Annotated in this window: 15 protein-coding genes; all 15 read left to right on the forward strand. The window is 52.1% G+C overall.

What is annotated here, in order from left to right:
• Window positions 1–38: 38 nt before the first annotated feature.
• The 15 genes from kdpC (at window position 39) to P40081_RS17510 (ending at window position 18,751) form a co-directional block, all read left to right on the forward strand.
• The gene (gene kdpC, locus P40081_RS17440; RefSeq protein WP_042137200.1) at window positions 39–662 is read left to right on the forward strand and encodes a potassium-transporting ATPase subunit KdpC; all 624 of its coding nucleotides are present in this window, start codon (window positions 39–41) and stop codon (window positions 660–662) included.
• A gap of 77 nt (window positions 663–739) precedes the next feature.
• Window positions 740–3,061: a universal stress protein gene (locus tag P40081_RS17445; protein ID WP_042137202.1), complete on the forward strand. Its 2,322-nt coding sequence runs from the start codon at window positions 740–742 to the stop codon at window positions 3,059–3,061.
• 171 nt (window positions 3,062–3,232) lie between these two features.
• A complete protein-coding gene (locus P40081_RS17450; RefSeq protein ID WP_042137204.1) occupies window positions 3,233–4,174 on the forward strand; it encodes a ketopantoate reductase family protein in 942 nt (313 codons plus the stop codon).
• 185 nt (window positions 4,175–4,359) lie between these two features.
• Window positions 4,360–4,695 (forward strand): hypothetical protein, encoded by a 336-nt coding sequence (locus P40081_RS17455; RefSeq protein WP_042137206.1) that lies wholly within the window; start codon window positions 4,360–4,362, stop codon window positions 4,693–4,695.
• The gene (locus P40081_RS17460; RefSeq protein ID WP_042137207.1) at window positions 4,682–5,167 is read left to right on the forward strand and encodes a nitroreductase family protein; all 486 of its coding nucleotides are present in this window, start codon (window positions 4,682–4,684) and stop codon (window positions 5,165–5,167) included. The genes P40081_RS17455 and P40081_RS17460 overlap by 14 nt, the downstream gene beginning before the upstream one ends.
• Before the next feature lie 31 nt (window positions 5,168–5,198).
• Window positions 5,199–6,944: an ABC transporter ATP-binding protein gene (locus P40081_RS17465; protein WP_042137208.1), complete on the forward strand. Its 1,746-nt coding sequence runs from the start codon at window positions 5,199–5,201 to the stop codon at window positions 6,942–6,944.
• Complete coding sequence (locus P40081_RS17470) at window positions 6,928–8,772, forward strand: ABC transporter ATP-binding protein (protein ID WP_042137210.1); 1,845 nt, start codon at window positions 6,928–6,930, stop codon at window positions 8,770–8,772. Before P40081_RS17465 ends, P40081_RS17470 begins: the two co-directional genes overlap by 17 nt.
• Window positions 8,773–8,920: 148 nt before the next feature.
• The gene (locus P40081_RS17475) at window positions 8,921–9,601 is read left to right on the forward strand and encodes a response regulator transcription factor (RefSeq protein WP_042137212.1); all 681 of its coding nucleotides are present in this window, start codon (window positions 8,921–8,923) and stop codon (window positions 9,599–9,601) included.
• A complete protein-coding gene (locus P40081_RS17480; RefSeq protein WP_042137214.1) occupies window positions 9,598–11,352 on the forward strand; it encodes a sensor histidine kinase in 1,755 nt (584 codons plus the stop codon). The genes P40081_RS17475 and P40081_RS17480 overlap by 4 nt, the downstream gene beginning before the upstream one ends.
• A 56-nt stretch (window positions 11,353–11,408) precedes the next feature.
• The gene (gene pssA / locus P40081_RS17485) at window positions 11,409–11,933 is read left to right on the forward strand and encodes a CDP-diacylglycerol--serine O-phosphatidyltransferase (RefSeq protein WP_042137216.1); all 525 of its coding nucleotides are present in this window, start codon (window positions 11,409–11,411) and stop codon (window positions 11,931–11,933) included.
• A 6-nt stretch (window positions 11,934–11,939) separates the two neighbouring features.
• Window positions 11,940–12,434, forward strand: a complete 495-nt coding sequence (locus P40081_RS17490; protein WP_039291658.1) for a DedA family protein — start codon at window positions 11,940–11,942, stop codon at window positions 12,432–12,434.
• Between the two features lie 190 nt (window positions 12,435–12,624).
• Window positions 12,625–15,747 (forward strand): GNAT family N-acetyltransferase, encoded by a 3,123-nt coding sequence (locus tag P40081_RS17495; RefSeq protein ID WP_042137218.1) that lies wholly within the window; start codon window positions 12,625–12,627, stop codon window positions 15,745–15,747.
• 20 nt (window positions 15,748–15,767) lie between these two features.
• Window positions 15,768–16,643 (forward strand): amidohydrolase family protein, encoded by an 876-nt coding sequence (locus tag P40081_RS17500; protein ID WP_042137220.1) that lies wholly within the window; start codon window positions 15,768–15,770, stop codon window positions 16,641–16,643.
• Between the two features lie 203 nt (window positions 16,644–16,846).
• On the forward strand, window positions 16,847–17,605 hold the full coding sequence (locus P40081_RS17505; protein WP_081969995.1) for an alpha/beta fold hydrolase: 759 nt from the start codon (window positions 16,847–16,849) through the stop codon (window positions 17,603–17,605).
• An 18-nt stretch (window positions 17,606–17,623) separates the two neighbouring features.
• Window positions 17,624–18,751, forward strand: coding sequence for an NAD(P)/FAD-dependent oxidoreductase (locus P40081_RS17510; protein ID WP_042137222.1), 1,128 nt, complete (start codon window positions 17,624–17,626; stop codon window positions 18,749–18,751).
• Window positions 18,752–18,880: the final 129 nt, after the last annotated feature.

An 18,880-nucleotide genomic window follows, 5' to 3' on the forward strand; every position in this document is an offset into this window, starting at 1 on the left:
CTAGCACACGATTGAATTATTAAGGAGGCAATACCATCATGGCCAATTTCAATAAAGAGACTGCCGAAGAGCAGCTGTCTCCTTCAAAAGCTGCCTATATCTTCACAATTATACGGCTAAGCGCAGTATTCATTGTACTCTGCGGAATCATATATCCGCTGGCGTCTACCGCACTCGCCCAAGTGTTAATGCCTTCGCAGGCCAACGGGAGCCTGCTGAAGAATTCAGCGGGGCAGGTGGTCGGTTCCACACTGATCGGGCAAAATTTCACGGATCAGGCGTTGTTCCAGGGCCGTGTATCCAGCATTGAGTATAAGGCTGAAGCCTCGGGTTCGAACAACTATGGACCATCAAATCCTGATATGCTGCAGCGCACAAGCGATTCAATTACCCAGTGGAAGCTGGATAATCCCGGTGTACCCGTTAGTGAGCTGCCAATTGATCTGGTCACGAACTCCGGTTCAGGTCTCGATCCTCATATTTCACCGGTTGCAGCGATTGTGCAGATTCCCAGAATCAGCAATCTGAGCGGAATTCCTCCAGAGACACTTACAGCCTTGGTGTCTGAGTATACCGAAGACCGGGATCTGGGACTGTTCGGTGAAAAGCGTGTCAATGTACTGAAGCTGAATCTGGCATTAACGGAACTCAAAGCGAAGTAATACCGGTCTGAACCCTGCCCGTAAGCTATACGGACAGGGTCATTTCCGGTTAGTGCCGCAAGAAAGGAGGTTAACTTATGGCACCATATAAACGCAAGTCACCGGAGGAAATCCTCTATTCCATCTATCAGCTGCAGCGGGGGCGGCTGAAGATTATTATCGGCTCGGTCAGCGGATCGGGCAAAACCTACCATATGCTGGAGGAAGGCAAGCTCCTGAAGCATCAGGGCATTGATGTGGTGATCAGTGCGGTATCAACCATGGGCCGGGCGGAAACCGTTCAGCAGCTTGGCGATTTGGAACGGGTTCCCAGCATCCACTGGTGGAAGGACGGGAAGGAAGAGAAGGATCTTCCGCTGGAAGCATTGCTGGAGCGTAATCCCGAGGTGCTGCTGGTCGATGGCCTGGCGCACCGCAACCGTGAAGGCGCCCGGTTCCCGACACGGCTGGAGGACATCCGTTATCTGATGGATCAGGGGATCAGCGTGATTACTACCATTAATGTCTATGAGCTTGCAGGAATGGGTGAGAGAATCTATGAGATGACCGGTATCCGTGCGGAAGATACCGTACCGCTGAACACACTGGAATTCGCGGATGAGGTACGGCTGATCGATGTCTCTCCGGAAACGATTCTGAAGCGGATGGAGGAAGGGGTGCTTGGAGAAGGGGCACATCCCGCCCTCTCCCGCCGGGGGAATCTTGGCGTGCTCCGCGAGCTGTCTCTGCGGTTGATGGCAGAAGGGGTCAATGATTCTCTGGAGAAACACCGGGAAGCCGAGGGGCTGATCGGACCTTCCGGTGCAACGGAGCGGATTCTTGTCTCTGCGCAGTATCACTGGAATGGGTCACTCTATATCCGGAGGGGGCAGCAAATTGCCAAACGGCTGAACGGTGACCTGATTATTGTTACATTTCTCGTGCGCGGCCGCCCGCTGACCAAGGATCAGCAGGTCTTCAAGCGTTCCATTCTCAAGCTGACGGAACGGATCAATGCCAGGTTTGAAGAGTTAGAGTTGCTCCGCTTAAGGCTGCTTCCTTCGCTGCTCGTGCGTTATGCGATTCAGAATAATGTCACACGGATAGTCATGGGCCATTCGCAGAAAAGCCGTTGGCAGGAGAAGTGGCATGGCTCCATCGCCAGCCGTGTCCTGCGGCGGACGAGGAACATCGATGTGTTCCTGATGGCAGACCGCGCTGAACGGGACGGGGAGCGGATTCTGCCGGTCCGCTCGGCCCCTAAGGGAACAGAGGAGCCCTTCCACCGCTTAACCAGCCAAGAGCTGGAGCAGCGGATTGAGAAGATCCGCCGTGGTACCTTCAAGGTCTATATCGGCGCAGCCCCAGGCGTGGGCAAAACCTACAAAATGCTGCAGGAAGGCAATCTGCTGCTGAACAGAGGGATTGATGTTGTAGTCGGTCTGCTGGAAACTCATGGCAGGCTGGAAACGAAGGGGCAGGTGGGCGGATTAACGACGATCCCCAGAGCACAGATCCACTACCAGTCTGCTGAACTTACGGAGATGGATACGGAGGCGATCCTTGCCCGGCATCCCGAGGTGGTGCTGGTGGATGAGCTTGCCCATACCAATGTTCCCGGAAGCCAGACCAAGAAACGTTATGAGGATGTAATCAGACTGCTGGAGAATGGGATCTCCGTCATTACCACAGTCAATGTGCAGCATCTGGAGAGCTTGAATGATGCCGTGGAACAGTTAACGGGAGTGCGTGTCCGCGAGACTGTGCCGGATGCGATCCTGCGTATGGCGAGTGAGGTGGAGCTCATCGACGTTACCCCGCAGATGCTGCAGCAGCGGATGCGGGAAGGGAAGATATACGCTGCCGAGAAGGTCAATCAGGCGCTGGAGTCTTTCTTCAAGATCGGCAATCTGATCGCGCTGCGTGAGCTGGCTCTGCGTGAAATTGCCGATGATGTGGATGAACGCCTGGAAGCGTGGGACCGCGAGCCCTCCCTCCGGGGTCCCTGGAGCAGACGGGAAGTGATCTTCGTCTGTGTGGACACCGGCCCGCAGGCCGAACGGTTAATCCGCCGCGGTTTCCGCATAGCGCACCGCCTCAAGGCCGAGTGGCATGTGCATTATGTTCATTGTACCCGCATACGGACAATAGAAGAGCAGAAGCGGCTTGATACGCTGAAACATCTGACGGAGCGGCTGGGCGGCGTCATGGATATTACCGAGGCCGTCAGCCGCAAGCATCTGCATAAGCATCTGCTGCAGCGGATGAATGAAATGCAGACTACACAGCTGATCATCGGCCAGTCTCGCAGGCCTCTATGGCGTGCGTTGTTCAAAGAAAGCTTCGTCCATTACCTGCTCCGGCATGCCCGGCATATGGATATGCTGATCGTAGCGGTTCACACCCCGATTGTGGAATGAAGAAGAACCGCCGGGCCTGGGCTCAAGCTTATTAATAGACAATCACCTGCCCTATGTTCATAAATGTACAGACATGCCTGCATTGGCAATTGCGCAACATCCCCTCTGCTGATAATCTAATGAACAGATGTTCATAAAAGAACAAATGTTTGAAGATGAGAGGGGAATAATATGCGGATATTAGTTATTGGAGCAGGTGTACTCGGCAGTTATTTGGCACATGTGCTGGTGCGGGGCGGCAATGACGTAACGGTGCTCGCCCGGGCGAAGAGAGCGGCCCAGCTGCAGCAGGACGGGCTGGTGATCCGGCATTATTTTCAGCGTAAAACGACTGTAGATCAGGTGAAGGTCATTTCTGAACTGCGGACGGATGATATCTATGATCTGATCTTCGTAGTGATGAAGTACAATGATTTCCCGGCGGTGCTGCCGATTCTGGCGGACAACCTGAGCACCAATATTGTTCTGGTCGGCAATAACGGAGATACTCATGGCATGCTGCGTTTCTTCAAGGAGAACAGCCGGACTCCACAGAATATAGTGTTCGGGTTTCAGCTTAGCGGAGGGATCAGGGAGAAGAATGGCCGTGTGATCAGCATCCGTATGGGCGTTCAAATGGTGCTGGGCAGCCTGGAAGGGGAGGTTCCCTTCAAGCCCGAGCTTGCGCAGGCCTTCCGGCAGACGAAATACAAGCTTGATTATCCGGAGGATATCAACGCATGGCTGCTGAGCCATATTGTTCCAATTGTAGCTATCACTTCAGTCAGTTATCTTCATAACGGCGACTTGGCAAAAGCAACAAAGGATAACGCCCGCTGGAAACAAGCCGTTGCGTTGATCGATGAAGGGTTCAGCGTGCTTAACAAGCTTGGTATTAAGACGAATCCGGCAGCACTTGTCAAAGGGGTTAAGCGGCATCCAACGATGCTCTACCAAGGAATGAAGTATGTTCATAAATTGCCATTCATGAAGCTGGTCGATGGCTCCTTCAGCGAGATTTCTGCACTTTATCAAGCGTTTGAGCCGCTTAAACAGCAAGCGGGTCTGTCCACTCCGGCCTGGGATGATTTCAAGCAGCAAACGTTCACGAAATATGCCTTGGAGCAGAAATGACGAACCAATTTGTAAGGGATACCGTATAATTGCACTAACCAGAAACAACTCATGAAGAGACCGCTGCTGCGGACCTTTTTGAGTTGTTTTTGTTATGCAGCTTGACACTTCCCTGAATAAGGGTATACATTTGTATACAAGTAATATTCGTATACAAATGTATACACAAGAAGGAGGAGAGCAGCATGCGCGAAGGTAAATATGAACATAGAGGGCACAAAGAGCACAGAGAGAATTGTGGCCATCCCCATGATGACGGCAAGAGGAATTTCCAGAGCGCCCAAACCTTTCGCCGCGGCCGGGCAATTGCTTTTCTGGACCGGCTCCATGTCAAACGCTCAACCTTAATGCAGCAGCTGGACCAGCTGGAATTCGAAGCTATCAGACAGGTGATCAGCGGTGAGCTGAAAGCAACGGATGGAATCATCCAGGAATTCATCCAGGCCTTCGAGCTGCGTGAAGTACTGGCAGAACAAGAGAATACAACTGAAGGAGTGGACATAAACCATGACAATCATTGATACCATCCAGACCCGCAGAACAATTAAGGCTTTCAAACCTGACGCTATCAGCGAGAAGGATCTGAACACATGGCTGGAGGCGGCAAGCTATGCTCCGAACCACCGGATGAACGAGCCTTGGGAGCTGCTGTTTATTGGACCCGAGACAAGAGCCGCGCTGAACCATAAGACAGATTTCGGCGGTGCTCCATTGTTAATTGGCGTTCTCTCCAAGCCAGCCGCCAGCCAGATGGAACGCGATGAGAACGTTATGGCCGTCTCCTGCTATATTCAGAATTTCATGCTGGCTGCCAATGAAGCAGGCGCAGGCGTGTTCTGGTCGTCCCTGGGCGCTTCGGTCCGGGGCCGTGAGATTCTAGGCGTGCCGCAGGAGCATGATGTGATTGCTGTACTCGCTGTAGGCTATCCGGCGGAAATCCCTGCTGCCAAGCAGAGAACGCCAATCGCTGATAAAATCACTTACTTGCCGTAAACGGACGACTGATGAGATGAAGGTGACCTGAATGTGGAAACTCAGGGGGTTCATGAAGCCGTACGTACTCTGGTGCGTGCTCGCCCCGCTGTTAATGGTAGTTGAGGTTGTTATGGACCTGCTGCAGCCGGCACTGATGGCCAGCATCGTGGACAAGGGCCTGATGATGAATGATCTGCCGCATATTATTTCAACAGGCGGGATCATGCTTGGGGTTGCAATTATAGGTATGATCGGCGGTGTAGGCTGTACTGTTTTTTCAAGTATCGCTTCACAGAATTTCGGAAATGATCTGCGGATCAGGCTGTTTGAGCATATCCAGACCTTCTCTAACCGGAATCTGGACCGGCTGAAGACCGGATCGCTGATCACCCGTTTAACGAATGATGTGGTGCAGCTGCAGACTTTCATGCAGATGATATTACGGATGTTTGTACGGTCTCCACTGCTGCTGATCGGCAGTCTGGTGATGGCGATCCGGATCAGCCCGTCGCTGGCGCTAATCCTGCTGGCTGCGGTGCCGCTGCTGTTCATTCTGCTATACGTGCTGATCCGTCTATCTTTTCCTTTGTTTGCAAGAATGCAGGAGAAGCTGGATGGGGTAAGCAATGTGCTGCAGGAGAACCTGTCCGGCATCCGCGTAATCAAAGCTTTTGTCCGCGCGGGACATGAGCAGAAGCGGTTCGATGCCGCTAACTCAGACTATACCAATACCGGAATTAGAGCCATTCGCCTAATGGCGCTCAACATGCCGCTGATGATGCTTATCCTGAACGCAAGTATTATTGCCGTTCTCTGGTTCGGCGGTCTGCAGAACTGGAGCGGCAAGCTGCCGGTGGGTGAGCTGATCGCATTCATTAACTATGTAACCCAGCTGCTGATGTCCATGATGATGCTGAGCAATATGCTCGCGTTCGTATCACGGGCTAAGGTGTCAGGAGACCGGGTGAATGAAGTGTTCGCAACCACAAGCGAGATTTCAGATGCTTCTTCGGCGATTAGTGATGTAATTACACATGGCCGGATCGAATTCAACCATGTCTCGTTCGCCTATAACCGGGCAGATGAGAATCTTGTGCTGGAGGATATCAGCTTTGTTGCGAACCCCGGCGAGACAGTTGCTATTCTTGGGGCCACCGGTGCCGGCAAATCGACTCTGGTCAGCCTGATTCCACGGTTCTACGAGGTGTTGTCCGGAGCTATTGCCATTGACGGAACAGACATCCGGCAGATTGGCATTGATCATCTGCGCAGCCGGATCGGCTTCGTAATGCAGCAGTCGCTGCTGTTCAGCGGCAGCATCAGGGACAATATCCGCTACGGCCGTCCGGAAGCAACAGATGCAGAGGTAGAGCAGGCAGCTATAGCCGCCGAAGCACATGGATTTATCAATACGCTGCCGCAAGGCTATGATACCTTGCTCGGGCAGCGCGGCGTTAATCTGTCCGGCGGACAGAAGCAGCGGCTGTCCATCGCGCGTGCGCTGCTGATTCAGCCCGCCGTTCTGATTATGGATGACAGCACCAGCGCGCTGGATGCGGTAACGGATGCGCGGATTCGTCTGCTTCTGAAGACTCAGCTGCGGAACTGCACCATAGTGATGATTGCCCAGCGTGTATCGTCAATCATTGATGCGGACCGGATCCTGATCCTGGAGAATGGCCGGATTGCTGCCCAGGGCACCCATAAAGAACTGATGGCAGACAGCGAGATTTACCGGGATATCCGGGAGTCGCAGCTGAAGGGAGAGGAGGAGCCTTATGTCCAGTCATCCTAATCAGGCACAGGCCCCCGTTCGACCAGGCGGGTTCGGCGGGGGTCCACCCGGCGGCCGCGGAGCTGTGGTGCCGAAGGTTCGCGCGAAGAACCGTATGGCTACGATCAAGCGTATCTGGTCCTATCTGAACCGTCAGCGTACGGGACTCATTATGGTCTATATATTTACAATTCTTAATGCCTTAGTAGCACTAATCGGGCCTTACCTGCTCGGAAAAGCAATAGACTCGGCAATTATTCCCCATGATTATGGGCTGCTCGTCCGGTTCTGCATCATGCTGGGCGGTGTTTACCTGCTCGGCAGCGCCGTCTCCTGGGTACAGGCCTATGTAATGACTTCCGTGTCACAGAGAACGGTGTTCGAGCTGCGGCGTGATCTGTTCGCTAAATATCAGGAGCTGCCTATAGGCTTCTTCGATACGCGTGCCAATGGCGAGCTGATGAGCCGGGCAACCAATGACATCGACAACGTATCGAACTCATTGAATCAAAGTGTTACCCAGCTGCTGAACAGTCTCATCACATTAAGCGGCTCGCTGGTCATTATGCTGATGCTGAACGTTCCGCTGACGGTTATCGCATTGGTGACGATCCCGCTGGTCCTGCTGGCCAGCCGTAAGATTACAGGCTTGAGCCGGATCTATTTCAAGAACCAGCAACAGCATCTGGGGGAACTCAACGGCTTCATTGAAGAAGCGATCAGCGGCCAGAAGGTGATTAAGCAGTACCGCAGAGAAGAAGCGGAAACGGCAAGATTCCGCGGAATGAGCAGTGAACTCAATAAGGTCAGCATTAAGGCGCAGATTGTATCCGGGCTGGTCGGTCCGGTCATGAACCTGATTAACAATCTGGATTTCGCGCTGATTGCCAGTGTGGGCGGATGGATGGCATTTAAAGGCCTGGCTACGGTCGGGGTTATTGTCAGTATGCTGAACTACGCCAAGCAGTTCAGCCGGCCGATATCCGAGCTTGCGAACCAGTACAATCTGATCCAGTCGGCAATTGCCGGAGCGGAGCGTGTATTCGAAGTGATGGATATGCCTTCGGAGTACACCGGCGAGCAGCCGCAAGAGCTGCCCCGGGTGTGCGGGGAAGTGATTTTCCGTGACGTGGTCTTCGGCTATCACGCGGATGCTCCGATTCTGAGCGGTGTAAGCTTCAAAGCGAAGCCTGGCGAGAAGATCGCACTCGTCGGCCCGACCGGGGCAGGGAAGACCACTATTGTTAACCTGCTAACCCGCTTCTACGAAATTAACAGCGGGGAGCTGCTGATCGACGGAAGAGATATCCGCGAGCTGAACAAAAATGAGCTGCGCAGCCAGTTAGGTATGGTACTGCAGGACGCGCATGTATTCTCAGGAACAATTCGTGAGAATATCCGGTTCGGCCGTCTGGACGCTACCGACCGCGAGGTTGAAGAAGCTGCGAGCCTGGCTAACGTCAACGGATTCATCGCAAGATTGCCGCAGGGATATGATACGATGCTGGGTACGGAAGGAACGACACTCAGCCACGGCCAGCGCCAGCTGCTGACGATTGCCCGTGCCATCCTTGCCGATCCGGCTATCCTTATTCTCGATGAGGCGACCAGCAGCGTCGATACCCGGACTGAAATGCATATCCAGCAGGCGATGCGGACCCTGATGAAGGGCCGGACCAGCTTCGTGATTGCCCACAGGCTCAGTACGATCCAGGATGCGGACCGGATTCTCGTCATCCAGGGCGGTCAGATCGCCGAGCAGGGCAGCCACGAGCAGCTGCTTGCCCTTAAAGGTGTGTACCATGAACTGTATAACAGCCAGTTCAAACATGCGGTTCAGGCAGGGTAAGGCAGCAACAGTACATTTGATAGTTACTTTTCAGGAGGGCAGCGCAATGCGCTGCTTCTTTTTTTGGGGAAATTTGAATCAGGGCACATAAAGGACATAACACTCGACTATGCTGAGTGGTATAAACGGGCGGAAAGCGGGGACTACATTGAAGAAAAAATTGCTGCTCGTCGAGGATGAGCTGCGTATCCGTGAACTGGTATCGGATTATTTCATCCAGAACGGCTGGGAAGTGCGCGAAGCCGACAACGGACAGGATGCGCTCCTCTGGTTCGATTCACTTCTGCCGGATCTGCTGATTCTGGATATCATGATGCCCAAGATGAATGGATTTGAGGTCTGCCGGGAAATCCGCAGGCAATCAGCGATCCCCATTATTCTGCTGACCGCCAAGTCTGCAGATGACGACAAAATATACGGCTTTGAATTAGGTGCAGATGATTATGTAACCAAGCCCTTCAGTCCCAAAGTGCTGGTGGCCCGGGCAAACGCGCTGATGAAACGGGCCCAAGGCACACATCTGCCGGATTCGGGCATTGTGAAGTTTGGTTCGGCCATCTTCAACACGCTGGCACACCGTCTGGAGGTAGAGGGTGCAGAAGTCGAGCTTACCCCGAAGGAATATGATCTCTTATGGCTGCTGATCCGCAATAAGGGGATTGTGATTTCCCGGGATACGATCCTCAGCCGGGTCTGGGGAATTGAATTTGAAGGAGACTCCCGTGTCGTGGATAGCCATATCAAGAAACTGCGCAGCAAGCTGGGTTATGAATCCCGCTATATCCGTACGGTCATCGGTACAGGGTACAGGTTTGAGGTTGAGGAATGAGAAGACGCGGAATTACCTTTAAGCTGTTTGTGATGACCGTGATCTTTTTTGTATGTTTTTACGGGATGGTGATCTTGAGCCAGCTGCTGTTCTTCGACAGCTTCTACCAGAGCCAGAAGGAGAACAGGGTGGAAAAGCATCTTAAGAGCTTCGGGACGGGCTATACGGAAGAATCCTGGGGGCGGAGCCGTACTTCCCGCGAACTGGTCCGCTTCATGCTGCGCAATAAGACTCAAATGGTCATTCTGAAGCTGGATGGCCGAATGAAGTCTGAGGATCCGTTCCGGATGAAGGTGATGGATGGAGACGGCAAGATTCAGGTGATTCCGATGTCCCTGTTCATGAACGAGTACGGGGATCCGCTTAGGGCAGCCAATCTCAAGGAAAATGATCAAGTCACCGTCCTGGGAGAACGTCTCGAGGAAGACAATGACCCCGGGAATCTGATCTATCCGCTCACGATTACGAAGCAAGGCGGTCCGCAGATCGGCGAGGAGCCCGATGATGGGATGAGCACTATTTCCGGGACAATCACTGAACTTGTATTACCGGATCTGAAAGTCTGGAACCCGCGGCAGGGCATCCTCTTCGAAGCCTTGGAGGACTGGTTTCCTCTGACACTTGATCAGAATGAAGAACTCCGTAATCTGAACATAGTGAAAGAGGAGTGGACCGCTCCTTGGAGCGGTATCCGGAATTCTATCATCATCCTTCCGGTCAAGCAGGCGAACGGGGAAGTGGAGCTCTTATTCACGGTCACCTCCCTGCAGGATGTTAAGGATTCGAATGTGGCGCTGCGCTGGTTCTTTTTATATCTGGGGATCGGCGGGTTTGTTCTGATATTGGTCCTGTCGCTGTTCTATTCCAAGATGGTTACCCGGCCGTTGATTAAGCTCAATAATATCGCCAAACGGATGGTGTCGCTCGATTTCACAGGTCATTCTTCGATCCGTCAAAAGGATGAGCTGGGCAGCTTGTCCAAAAGCATGTTCACTTTGTCGCAAAGTCTGGATGCTGCACTGGGTGAGCTTCGTGAGGCGAATCAGCAGCTGGTTGAGGATATGGAGCAGAAGAAGAAAATGGAGCAGATGCAGCAGGACTTTTTTGCGAGCGCCTCTCACGAATTGAAGACTCCTCTCAGTATTATCAAGGGTTTCGCCGAAGGTCTGGAGGATGGGGTAAGCGCCGGCAAACAGGATCATTATATCAAGGTCATTATCGAGGAAGCTGACAAGATGGAGTTTCTCGTCAAAGATATGCTGGATTTAGCCAAGCTGGAGTCCGGAACCATCAAACTCCGCAAAAGCTCCTTTATGCTGAGTGAAATGACCGAGAAGGTGACGGACAAGCTAATACATTCACTCGGTGACAAGCAGCTGAATGTGGTAATTATTCCGGCGAACGAGCGGCCGCTTTATGCCGATGCGTCCTGGATTGAGCAGGTAATCAGCAACCTGTTGACCAATGCGATCAGACATGCGGAGCATGGCAGTACAATAACCGTTGCCGTGGAGGGTCAAGAGAAATCACTTTCATTCAACATACACAATAAGGGTGAGAATATCCCCGAAGATCAGCTGGAGCAGATCTGGGAGCGCTTCTACCGGGCGGAGGCTTCACGCAGCCGTCTGACAGGGGGAACCGGACTCGGGCTGTCGATTACGAAGCAGATATTGGATATGCACGGCTGCCGGTATGCAGTGATAAACACAACGGACGGCGTCTGTTTTAGTGTGACCTTTGAAGGCTGAACGGACTTATTACAACCTGTCAAGAATTCTTATATTTGAGAAAGGAGTGAAACAGCATGAAATGGAACTGGCTGCCTTCAATGTGCACACTGGGAAACCTGGGACTTGGATCAGTTTCCTTGCTTTTCACCATTCAAGAACGTTACAATCTCGCCTTACTCATGATACTGCTTGCGGCAATATGTGATGTCATGGACGGATTACTGGCAAGAATGCTCAATTGTACCAGCGATTTCGGCAAACAACTGGACTCTTTGGCAGATATTATTTCCTTTGGGCTTGCTCCAACCTTCCTCATATTGTTGTACAGGCTGGAGAATATGCAGTGGCTTGGACCTGTTGCAGCGATTGCATTCCTGATCTGCGGAGCGCTGCGCCTGGCCAGATTTAATCTGTCTGCGCCTTCGAAGGGGTTCACGGGGATGCCGATTACGGCTGCAGGCGTTATTTTATCAATGATTGCATTGGTGGATGAACGGATGAAGCCGGAGCTGGTCATCGCCGTAATGGGGCTGCTGTCACTGCTCATGGTAAGCCGGATTCCATTCCCGTCGTTCAAAAAATTCGTCAACAGGAAGTGATGCCTTATGCCCTGGATCATGGAGATGATCTCGCAATACGGATATATAGCTATATTTGCACTGCTCGCGCTGGGACTTCTTGGACTCCCCGTTCCCGATGAGTTGCTGATGCTGTTCGTGGGCTATCTGTCTTCTACCATGGTGCTGAATTTCTCAGTTTCGGTGCTGGTGTGCTTCATCGGCTCAATAACAGGTATGCTGATCAGCTATACGATCGGTCTGAGACTCGGGCAGCCGGTGGTGGACAAATACGGGAAGTGGATAGGGCTTACGCCGAAGCGGTTCGCGAGTGTGAAACGATGGTTCTTCCGGTTCGGAAACTGGACGGTCTTCATCGCTTATTTCGTCCCGGGCCTTAGACATGTTACCAGCTATATCTCCGGAATCAGTGCAATGTCTTTCAGAAAATATCTGGTTGTCACCGTTGCCGGTGCATTTATCTGGTCGCTCCTGTTTGTATCTATCGGCTATCTGGTGGGGGCAAGGTTATCCTTTGCATAGCTTTGCATAGCTTTGCAATGACCGGAGCGGGCAGGGTATGATGATAGCTATAGGTAATAATCTTTTATAATCAAAGAAGATATTACTATGGTTAAACCTTCTATTATATACTGTAAAAAACATCCACTTACTGCCGTGTGTGCATTGCATTAGGTGAGAAGCTATAGTGATCTGAGGAGGGAATACCGTAATGCCGGAAACACAGGAAATAGTCATTGAAGAATACGTGCCTGCCAAACATGCCGCGTCCATTGCCGAGATGTGGAATCGGAGCTTTGAGAGCTGGGGCGGGGACAATACTTACCGGACAGAGGAAAGTGTACTCCGTGAACACGAGAACAGCACGCTGCTCAAGGTATTTCTGGCCGTTGCGGGCGGAGAGGTTATCGGATATTGCAGCTTCTCCCACTACAAAGAGGATACAGGCGCGCTTTATATTCCACTGCTCAACGTCAGACCGGATTTCCATGGACGTAAGGTTGGTAAGAGACTGGTGAGACAAGCTGTAGAGGAGACCATCCGGCTTGGCTGGCCCCGGCTCGATTTGTACACCTGGGCAGGGAACGTCAAGGCGGTTCCTACCTATAAGAAAAGCGGTTTTTTCTGGGAGAAACGGGACGATACCACCCACCTGATGAACTTTATCCCTTCAGTGCTGCAGACCGGAGCGGTGAAGTCTTATTTCGGGAAGATCGACTGGTATAACGACAGCATCCGCGAGATCAACGTTCAGCCTGACGGCCAGGGGGATAACGGATTTGACTATTTTACATATGAATGGCTGAAAGACGGCCTGCAGCTGAAAATGCAGTATGAGCGGAGCGGCCGCGGCCTGCGCCTGATTGAGACGGAGGATTACCGGATACAGGCAACGATTCCTGAACGGCATGAGCTACCTTTTGGAGCCCGATACCCCATTGTCTATGAAGCTGTGAATAAGAGCGGAAAGCCTTTGGCTCTGGAGATTAAGGGCATAAGCAATCCGCAAATCAGCTTTGAGCTGAACGGAACGCAGGAGATTGAATCCGAGGCACGGATCGAAGGCAGCTTCTTCATCCATCCGGCTGAAGAGGAACAGAGTATCTATCAGACCCATCCGGTTGTTGAGGCCGAACTGCTCATTAATGGCCTTCCCGCCGTATTCAAAATCGGGGTTGAACCCAAATTCCCGGTCAAAGTACAGCTGCAGCTGCCGGACAAAATAGCTTATATAGGCGAAGAGCTTGAAATTGATGTGATTGTCGAAAATGAATACAACGCAGATACGGTGTTCGTCTTCGACCTGCCTGATGATGCTATACTCGCTTTCGGGCAGTCTGCACTTAAAGTCGAAGTTCCGGCAAAGGGCCGGAGAACGGTTACTGTACAAGCGCGGCTGCAAGCCTACGGCATTTGGCATCATAATGTGAAGATCCTTAATGAGGGCAGCAGTCCGGAGGAGGCCGCTTCATTAATTCTCCAGCAGGAAATGAGCCTGGTCTTCCCTGGGGCAGATGCTGCCTTTGGCGGCAAAACGGAGAAGGAATGGATCATCAGCAGCGGAAGATATTCGGCAGTCCTGGAGAAATCCGGCAATACGCTGAAGCTATATGATGGCCGTAAGAATGTCGTTAGCCTGCCTTATCCGAAGTTCGGTCTGCCGTATACCAATGAGTTCAAGAAGGTATCGCCTGTTGAAGTGCAGTATGATACAGATGATGGAGCCATTGTGCTTGAAGCCGTCTATGAACTGACTGCAAGAAAGGGCATGCTGCTGACCATGGTGGTGAAACTGAACAGCAATGGGCTCATCTCCCGGCATTTCAGGATTCATAATCCGCTGGACACGGATCAGGAGGAAGAATTGGTCCTTAAGGACAGCTTCGAGTTCAGCCTTAGGGGAGGCGTTATTCCTTATAACGGCAAGTATCTGGATTTGAAATTAGGCGCAGAAGCTTCCAGCCCGGACTACTGGGATGTGCAGAAGTTTACAGAGAACTGGATGTTCGCTTCCCATGGGGCAATCTCGCGGGGAATCAGCTGGCCGGCAGAATTAGAGCTTATCCAGGAGTCGTGGCTGCATGCAGTTGAGCATTCGCTGGGCCGGATTCCGGCTGGAGGCAAGCTGGAGACAGGTCCGCTGCGGATTGCGCTGGGGACCTGGAATACCTGGCAGGATTTCCGTTCGTTCGCACTGCAGTGCAGCAACACGCGCGATCTCAATTCTGCGCAACAACTGGAAGTGAAGCTTAATCAGGGTAACCCGTTCATCAGCGGTCAGCTTACACTCTCCATTCTGGAGCAGAAGAAGAGTTATTTGGACGGCGAGATCACTGTTTCTTCTCGTGCAGGCAGCATTGAGGAGACATCGATTACGGTACAAGGTGAACACAAGCTCTCGGAAATCAGCCTTCCGCTGACCCGTTCATCAGGCTCTGAGCCCGATCTCCTTACGCTGCAGCTGAATATGGATATTTATGAGAGCTCCAGAGCTTTCCTTGTCCTTCCTGTGTCGGATCAGGTTCTCCGCCGTCAGACTCTGGAGATTGAGCAGTCCCAGGTGCTTGCCGTAGACAACGGAATTCTGCGGATACAGGCCAGCAGCCATTTTGCCCCGGGATTATTCTCGCTGGAGTATCAGGGCCAGGAGTGGCTGGATTCCTCTTTTCCACAGCCCATAGCTAAATCCTGGTGGAATCCCTGGGTGGGTGGGATTTTAACTTCGGTCACTGACATGTCATTACGCAGCTTCATGGAAGAGCCGCGGACCGCTGAGTTCGCTGAGCTCACGGACAACAAGGGTAACCGCTGGTCGGGCATACGCATGAGCGTTACCATTCAGCAGAATGATAAATACAGAGGGCTTATCCTGCATCAGTATTTCATGATGCTTCCGGGTGTGCCTGTGCTTGCTTCTACTGTACACATTGAACAGAATACAGGCACGCCGTTATATCCGCTCGAGCTTGAAACCTCGTCCCATTACCGTGCGGCCGCCGATCTTAAGGACAGCAGAGGGTATCTGAAGAACAGCAGCGGTGAAGAGCTTGTGTATAAGGCAGGAAGAGTCCAGCTGGGGGTTAGAAGTACTAACGGAATCCTTCAAGTGGGCTCCACAGAACGTAAACAGCGTCTGACTCTAGTTACTGCACCGGATCTTACTTCTACAGCCTTGATGGCCAACACTCATGCGGCACTGTCTTATGCCATAGACCCGCTGTATCTTCAAGACGGGGAAGAGCGGTTCAGCAAGCCACAATTCTATCTTATCTCGGATCTGAAGATTCCTGAGCAGGCCTACGCCGATCTGCTGACAATCCGGTTCAACAAATGAGCTGAAGAAAGGAAGCACCCATGAAAATCATTGACGCACATGTACATTATTCGAATATTGATACCTTTCACGAGACAGCCCGGACTTTAGCGCATATCGATTATACCGGCAAAGGACTCCTGGAGGAGTTCCGCCGTTCCGGTGTTGTCGCCGGAGTCGGTATGGGCGTAACGGAGACGGCCGCCGGTGCTTTTCCGGATTCCGAAGCGCTTAATCCCATGCTGCTTGATCTTAGCGGGACACTTCCGGACAATTTGTTTACCTGTGCCGGAATTAATCCGCTGACCCTCCATCTGGACGGGCAGCTGGAGGCGCTGGAACAATCGCTGCAACAGAAGGATGTCGTTGGAATCAAGCTCTATGCTGGGTATTATCACTTCAATGTGGGGGATGAGATCTACGATCCGGTCTACAAGCTGGCCTCTGCTTACGGACTGCCGGTCGTTATTCATGGAGGGCTAACTTACTCTGACCGGGGACTGTTGAAATATTCGCATCCGCTGTCTATGGAAGAGACGTTCCTGAAGCACCGGGATATTACCTTTATGCTCTGCCATCTGGGCGATCCCTGGGTTATGGACACAGCGGCGCTTTTGGAGAAGAATCCGAATCTCTATACCGACCTGTCCGGCTGGATCGTCGGTGACAAGGCTAAGGTGGACCGTCTGCTGACCGAGCAGACCTACACCGATCATTTCCGCCGGGCGATTGTGTTCGCCGAGAAATATGACCGGCTCGTCTTCGGTACCGACTGGCCGCTGGTTCCGCTGGATGCCTACATTACATTCGTGAAGCATCTGATCCCGGAAGCGCACTGGGAGGATGTCTTCTATAATAATGCGCTCCGCGTGTTCCCTAAGCTGGAGGAGCGGATTAGAGAACTGGACAACATTTAACCGCAGAAGCACTTTTATCCATGTGAGACGTAGAACAGTGATCCCCCTCTAACCGGGGAATTACTGTTCTTTTTGTTTTTGCGTGAAATGGGTTGGGGCCAGGGTTTACTCCCGCCTGATGCTTGATGAGGCAACCTGTGCTAAGCTGTTAAGGGTCAGAGTTAACGAAATATAATTATTCCTGCAGATGGAGGGTTAGTTTCATGCCTCATGTGAAAGTTAAAGATCTGGAATTGTTTTATGAAAAAATGGGTACAGGAGAGCCAGTTATTTTTCTGCATAGTAGTTATTCGCGCGGATTATTGGCCTTTTCTAGTCAAATTCTGGATTTCCAAAATAAGTACACCTGTTATTTCCCTGATTTCCGGGGCCATGGCAGAACCAGGTGTGAAAGTCTCGAATGGTCTACGCCTCAGCTGGCGGATGATATCGCAGCCTTCATGGATAGCATGGGTATTGAAAAAGCGCATCTGACCGGCTACAGCATGGGTGCAAATGTCGGACTGTACCTCGCAGTAAATGATCCGGCAAAAGTTGCTACGCTAACTACAATTGGAACCGGCGGATTCTGTGATCCGGCTGGTGCTGAAGACTTTGAGCCGGAGCGTCTGCTGGAGCTTGGGCAACAGGGCATCATCTGTCAGATGAAAGAGAGGCATGAAGAAGCACATCTAGGGAATTGGCAGGAATTCATGCGGCAATCAGCTACTGACTGGCGTAGATATCCGGACCTGAGCGAAGCACAGTTAAGCAGTATCGGCTGTCCGGTTCTAATCATTGCAGGAGAGCACGATACATACGCTGCAGCGGATAAGATCATTCAGCTAGTCTCGCTGATCAAAGGATCACAATGCCTGATCGTCCCGGGTGCCGGCCACCGGCCGCATATGGGAAGGGAACAGCCGGTGCTGGTGAACGATACGATCCTTGAATTTCTTGCGAAGAATTCTAACCTCAAGTGAAAGGGCTGTACATATCTTATGAAGAAAGTCATCGTAATTGGAGCAGGGATTCTCGGGGCGTCTACAGCCTACCAGCTGACAAAAATGGGGGCAGAGGTGCTGATTGTCGACCGTAAAGATCAAGGACAAGCCACGGATGCTGCCGCAGGCATCATCTGTCCCTGGCTGTCCCAGCGGCGCAATCAGACCTGGTACCGGCTGGCAAAGGCTGGTGCACGATATTATCCTCAGCTGATCGCGGAATTAGAGCATGGAGGCGAAACCCATACGGGCTATGCCCGGGTAGGTGCGCTTAGTATTCATACGGATGATGGCAAGCTGGACAAAATAGAAGAGCGGGCGCGTCTGCGGCTGGCGGATGCACCGGAAATCGGAGAAATTACGCGGCTTACGGCTGAAGAAACCCGTGAACGGTTCCCGCTGCTTGCTGAAGGTTATGCCTCTGTTCATATCAGCGGGGCTGCACGGGTAGATGGACGCGCCCTGCGGGATGCGTTACTTCACGCTGCGCAGCAGCAGGGTACCACCAGAATTACCGGAGATGCGGCGCTTCAATATGAGCCAGGCCGGGTGACCGGGATTACTGTAGGTGCAGAGTGTTACGCGGCGGATGAAGTTATTGTGTGCGCAGGCGCATGGGCGAACCCGCTGCTCCAGCCGCTTGGCATTGATTTCAAAGTCAGCTACCAAAAAGGGCAAATCATGCACTTGCAGGTTTCCGGTCATCAGGAGACGGAAGCATGGCCGGTAGTCATCCCGCCGAGTGATCAATATCTGCTCGCTTTTGACCAGCAGCATATTGTAATCGGGGCAACTCATGAGAATGATGTAAAAGGATATAATACCAGAGTGACCGCAGGCGGCATGCAGGAGATTCTGAATAAGGGGCTGGAAGTGGCACCTGAACTGGCAAACAGCACTTTGGGTGAAGTGAGGGTAGGGTTCCGCCCGTTTACACCAGGCTTCCTCCCGGTCTTAGGTGCTGTCCCTGAATGGAAGGGGCTTCTCGCAGCCAATGGACTGGGAGCTTCAGGACTCACAATGGGCCCGTTTATCGGCAGCCAGCTGGCGAAGCTGGCACTAGGCAGAGAGACCGATATGGATATTAGCGCTTATGACCTCCAGGCAGCGATGGAGAGCAGATGATTACGAATTCATTTCCTGCAATGGAAGGATTAGATTCAATTCTGCCGCTCAATTGAACTTTTGTTTGACAGAAGAAGATGTGTAATCCATAATACAATCCATACTAAACATATATGATTTATATAGGAA

It is taken from the genome of Paenibacillus sp. FSL P4-0081, from assembly GCF_000758565.1.
GTDB classification, from domain to species: domain Bacteria; phylum Bacillota; class Bacilli; order Paenibacillales; family Paenibacillaceae; genus Paenibacillus_AQ; species Paenibacillus_AQ phytohabitans.

Coding starts and splice junctions, on each gene's coding strand:
- P40081_RS17495 (WP_042137218.1), top strand. CDS start 12,625: ATGCCGGAAACACAGGAAATAGTCATTGAAGAATACGTGCCTGCCAAA.
- P40081_RS17510 (WP_042137222.1), top strand. CDS start 17,624: ATGAAGAAAGTCATCGTAATTGGAGCAGGGATTCTCGGGGCGTCTACA.
- kdpC (WP_042137200.1), top strand. CDS start 39: ATGGCCAATTTCAATAAAGAGACTGCCGAAGAGCAGCTGTCTCCTTCA.
- P40081_RS17445 (WP_042137202.1), top strand. CDS start 740: ATGGCACCATATAAACGCAAGTCACCGGAGGAAATCCTCTATTCCATC.
- P40081_RS17470 (WP_042137210.1), top strand. CDS start 6,928: ATGTCCAGTCATCCTAATCAGGCACAGGCCCCCGTTCGACCAGGCGGG.
- P40081_RS17505 (WP_081969995.1), top strand. CDS start 16,847: ATGCCTCATGTGAAAGTTAAAGATCTGGAATTGTTTTATGAAAAAATG.
- P40081_RS17480 (WP_042137214.1), top strand. CDS start 9,598: ATGAGAAGACGCGGAATTACCTTTAAGCTGTTTGTGATGACCGTGATC.
- P40081_RS17465 (WP_042137208.1), top strand. CDS start 5,199: ATGTGGAAACTCAGGGGGTTCATGAAGCCGTACGTACTCTGGTGCGTG.
- P40081_RS17460 (WP_042137207.1), top strand. CDS start 4,682: ATGACAATCATTGATACCATCCAGACCCGCAGAACAATTAAGGCTTTC.
- P40081_RS17455 (WP_042137206.1), top strand. CDS start 4,360: ATGCGCGAAGGTAAATATGAACATAGAGGGCACAAAGAGCACAGAGAG.
- P40081_RS17490 (WP_039291658.1), top strand. CDS start 11,940: ATGCCCTGGATCATGGAGATGATCTCGCAATACGGATATATAGCTATA.
- P40081_RS17450 (WP_042137204.1), top strand. CDS start 3,233: ATGCGGATATTAGTTATTGGAGCAGGTGTACTCGGCAGTTATTTGGCA.
- pssA (WP_042137216.1), top strand. CDS start 11,409: ATGAAATGGAACTGGCTGCCTTCAATGTGCACACTGGGAAACCTGGGA.
- P40081_RS17500 (WP_042137220.1), top strand. CDS start 15,768: ATGAAAATCATTGACGCACATGTACATTATTCGAATATTGATACCTTT.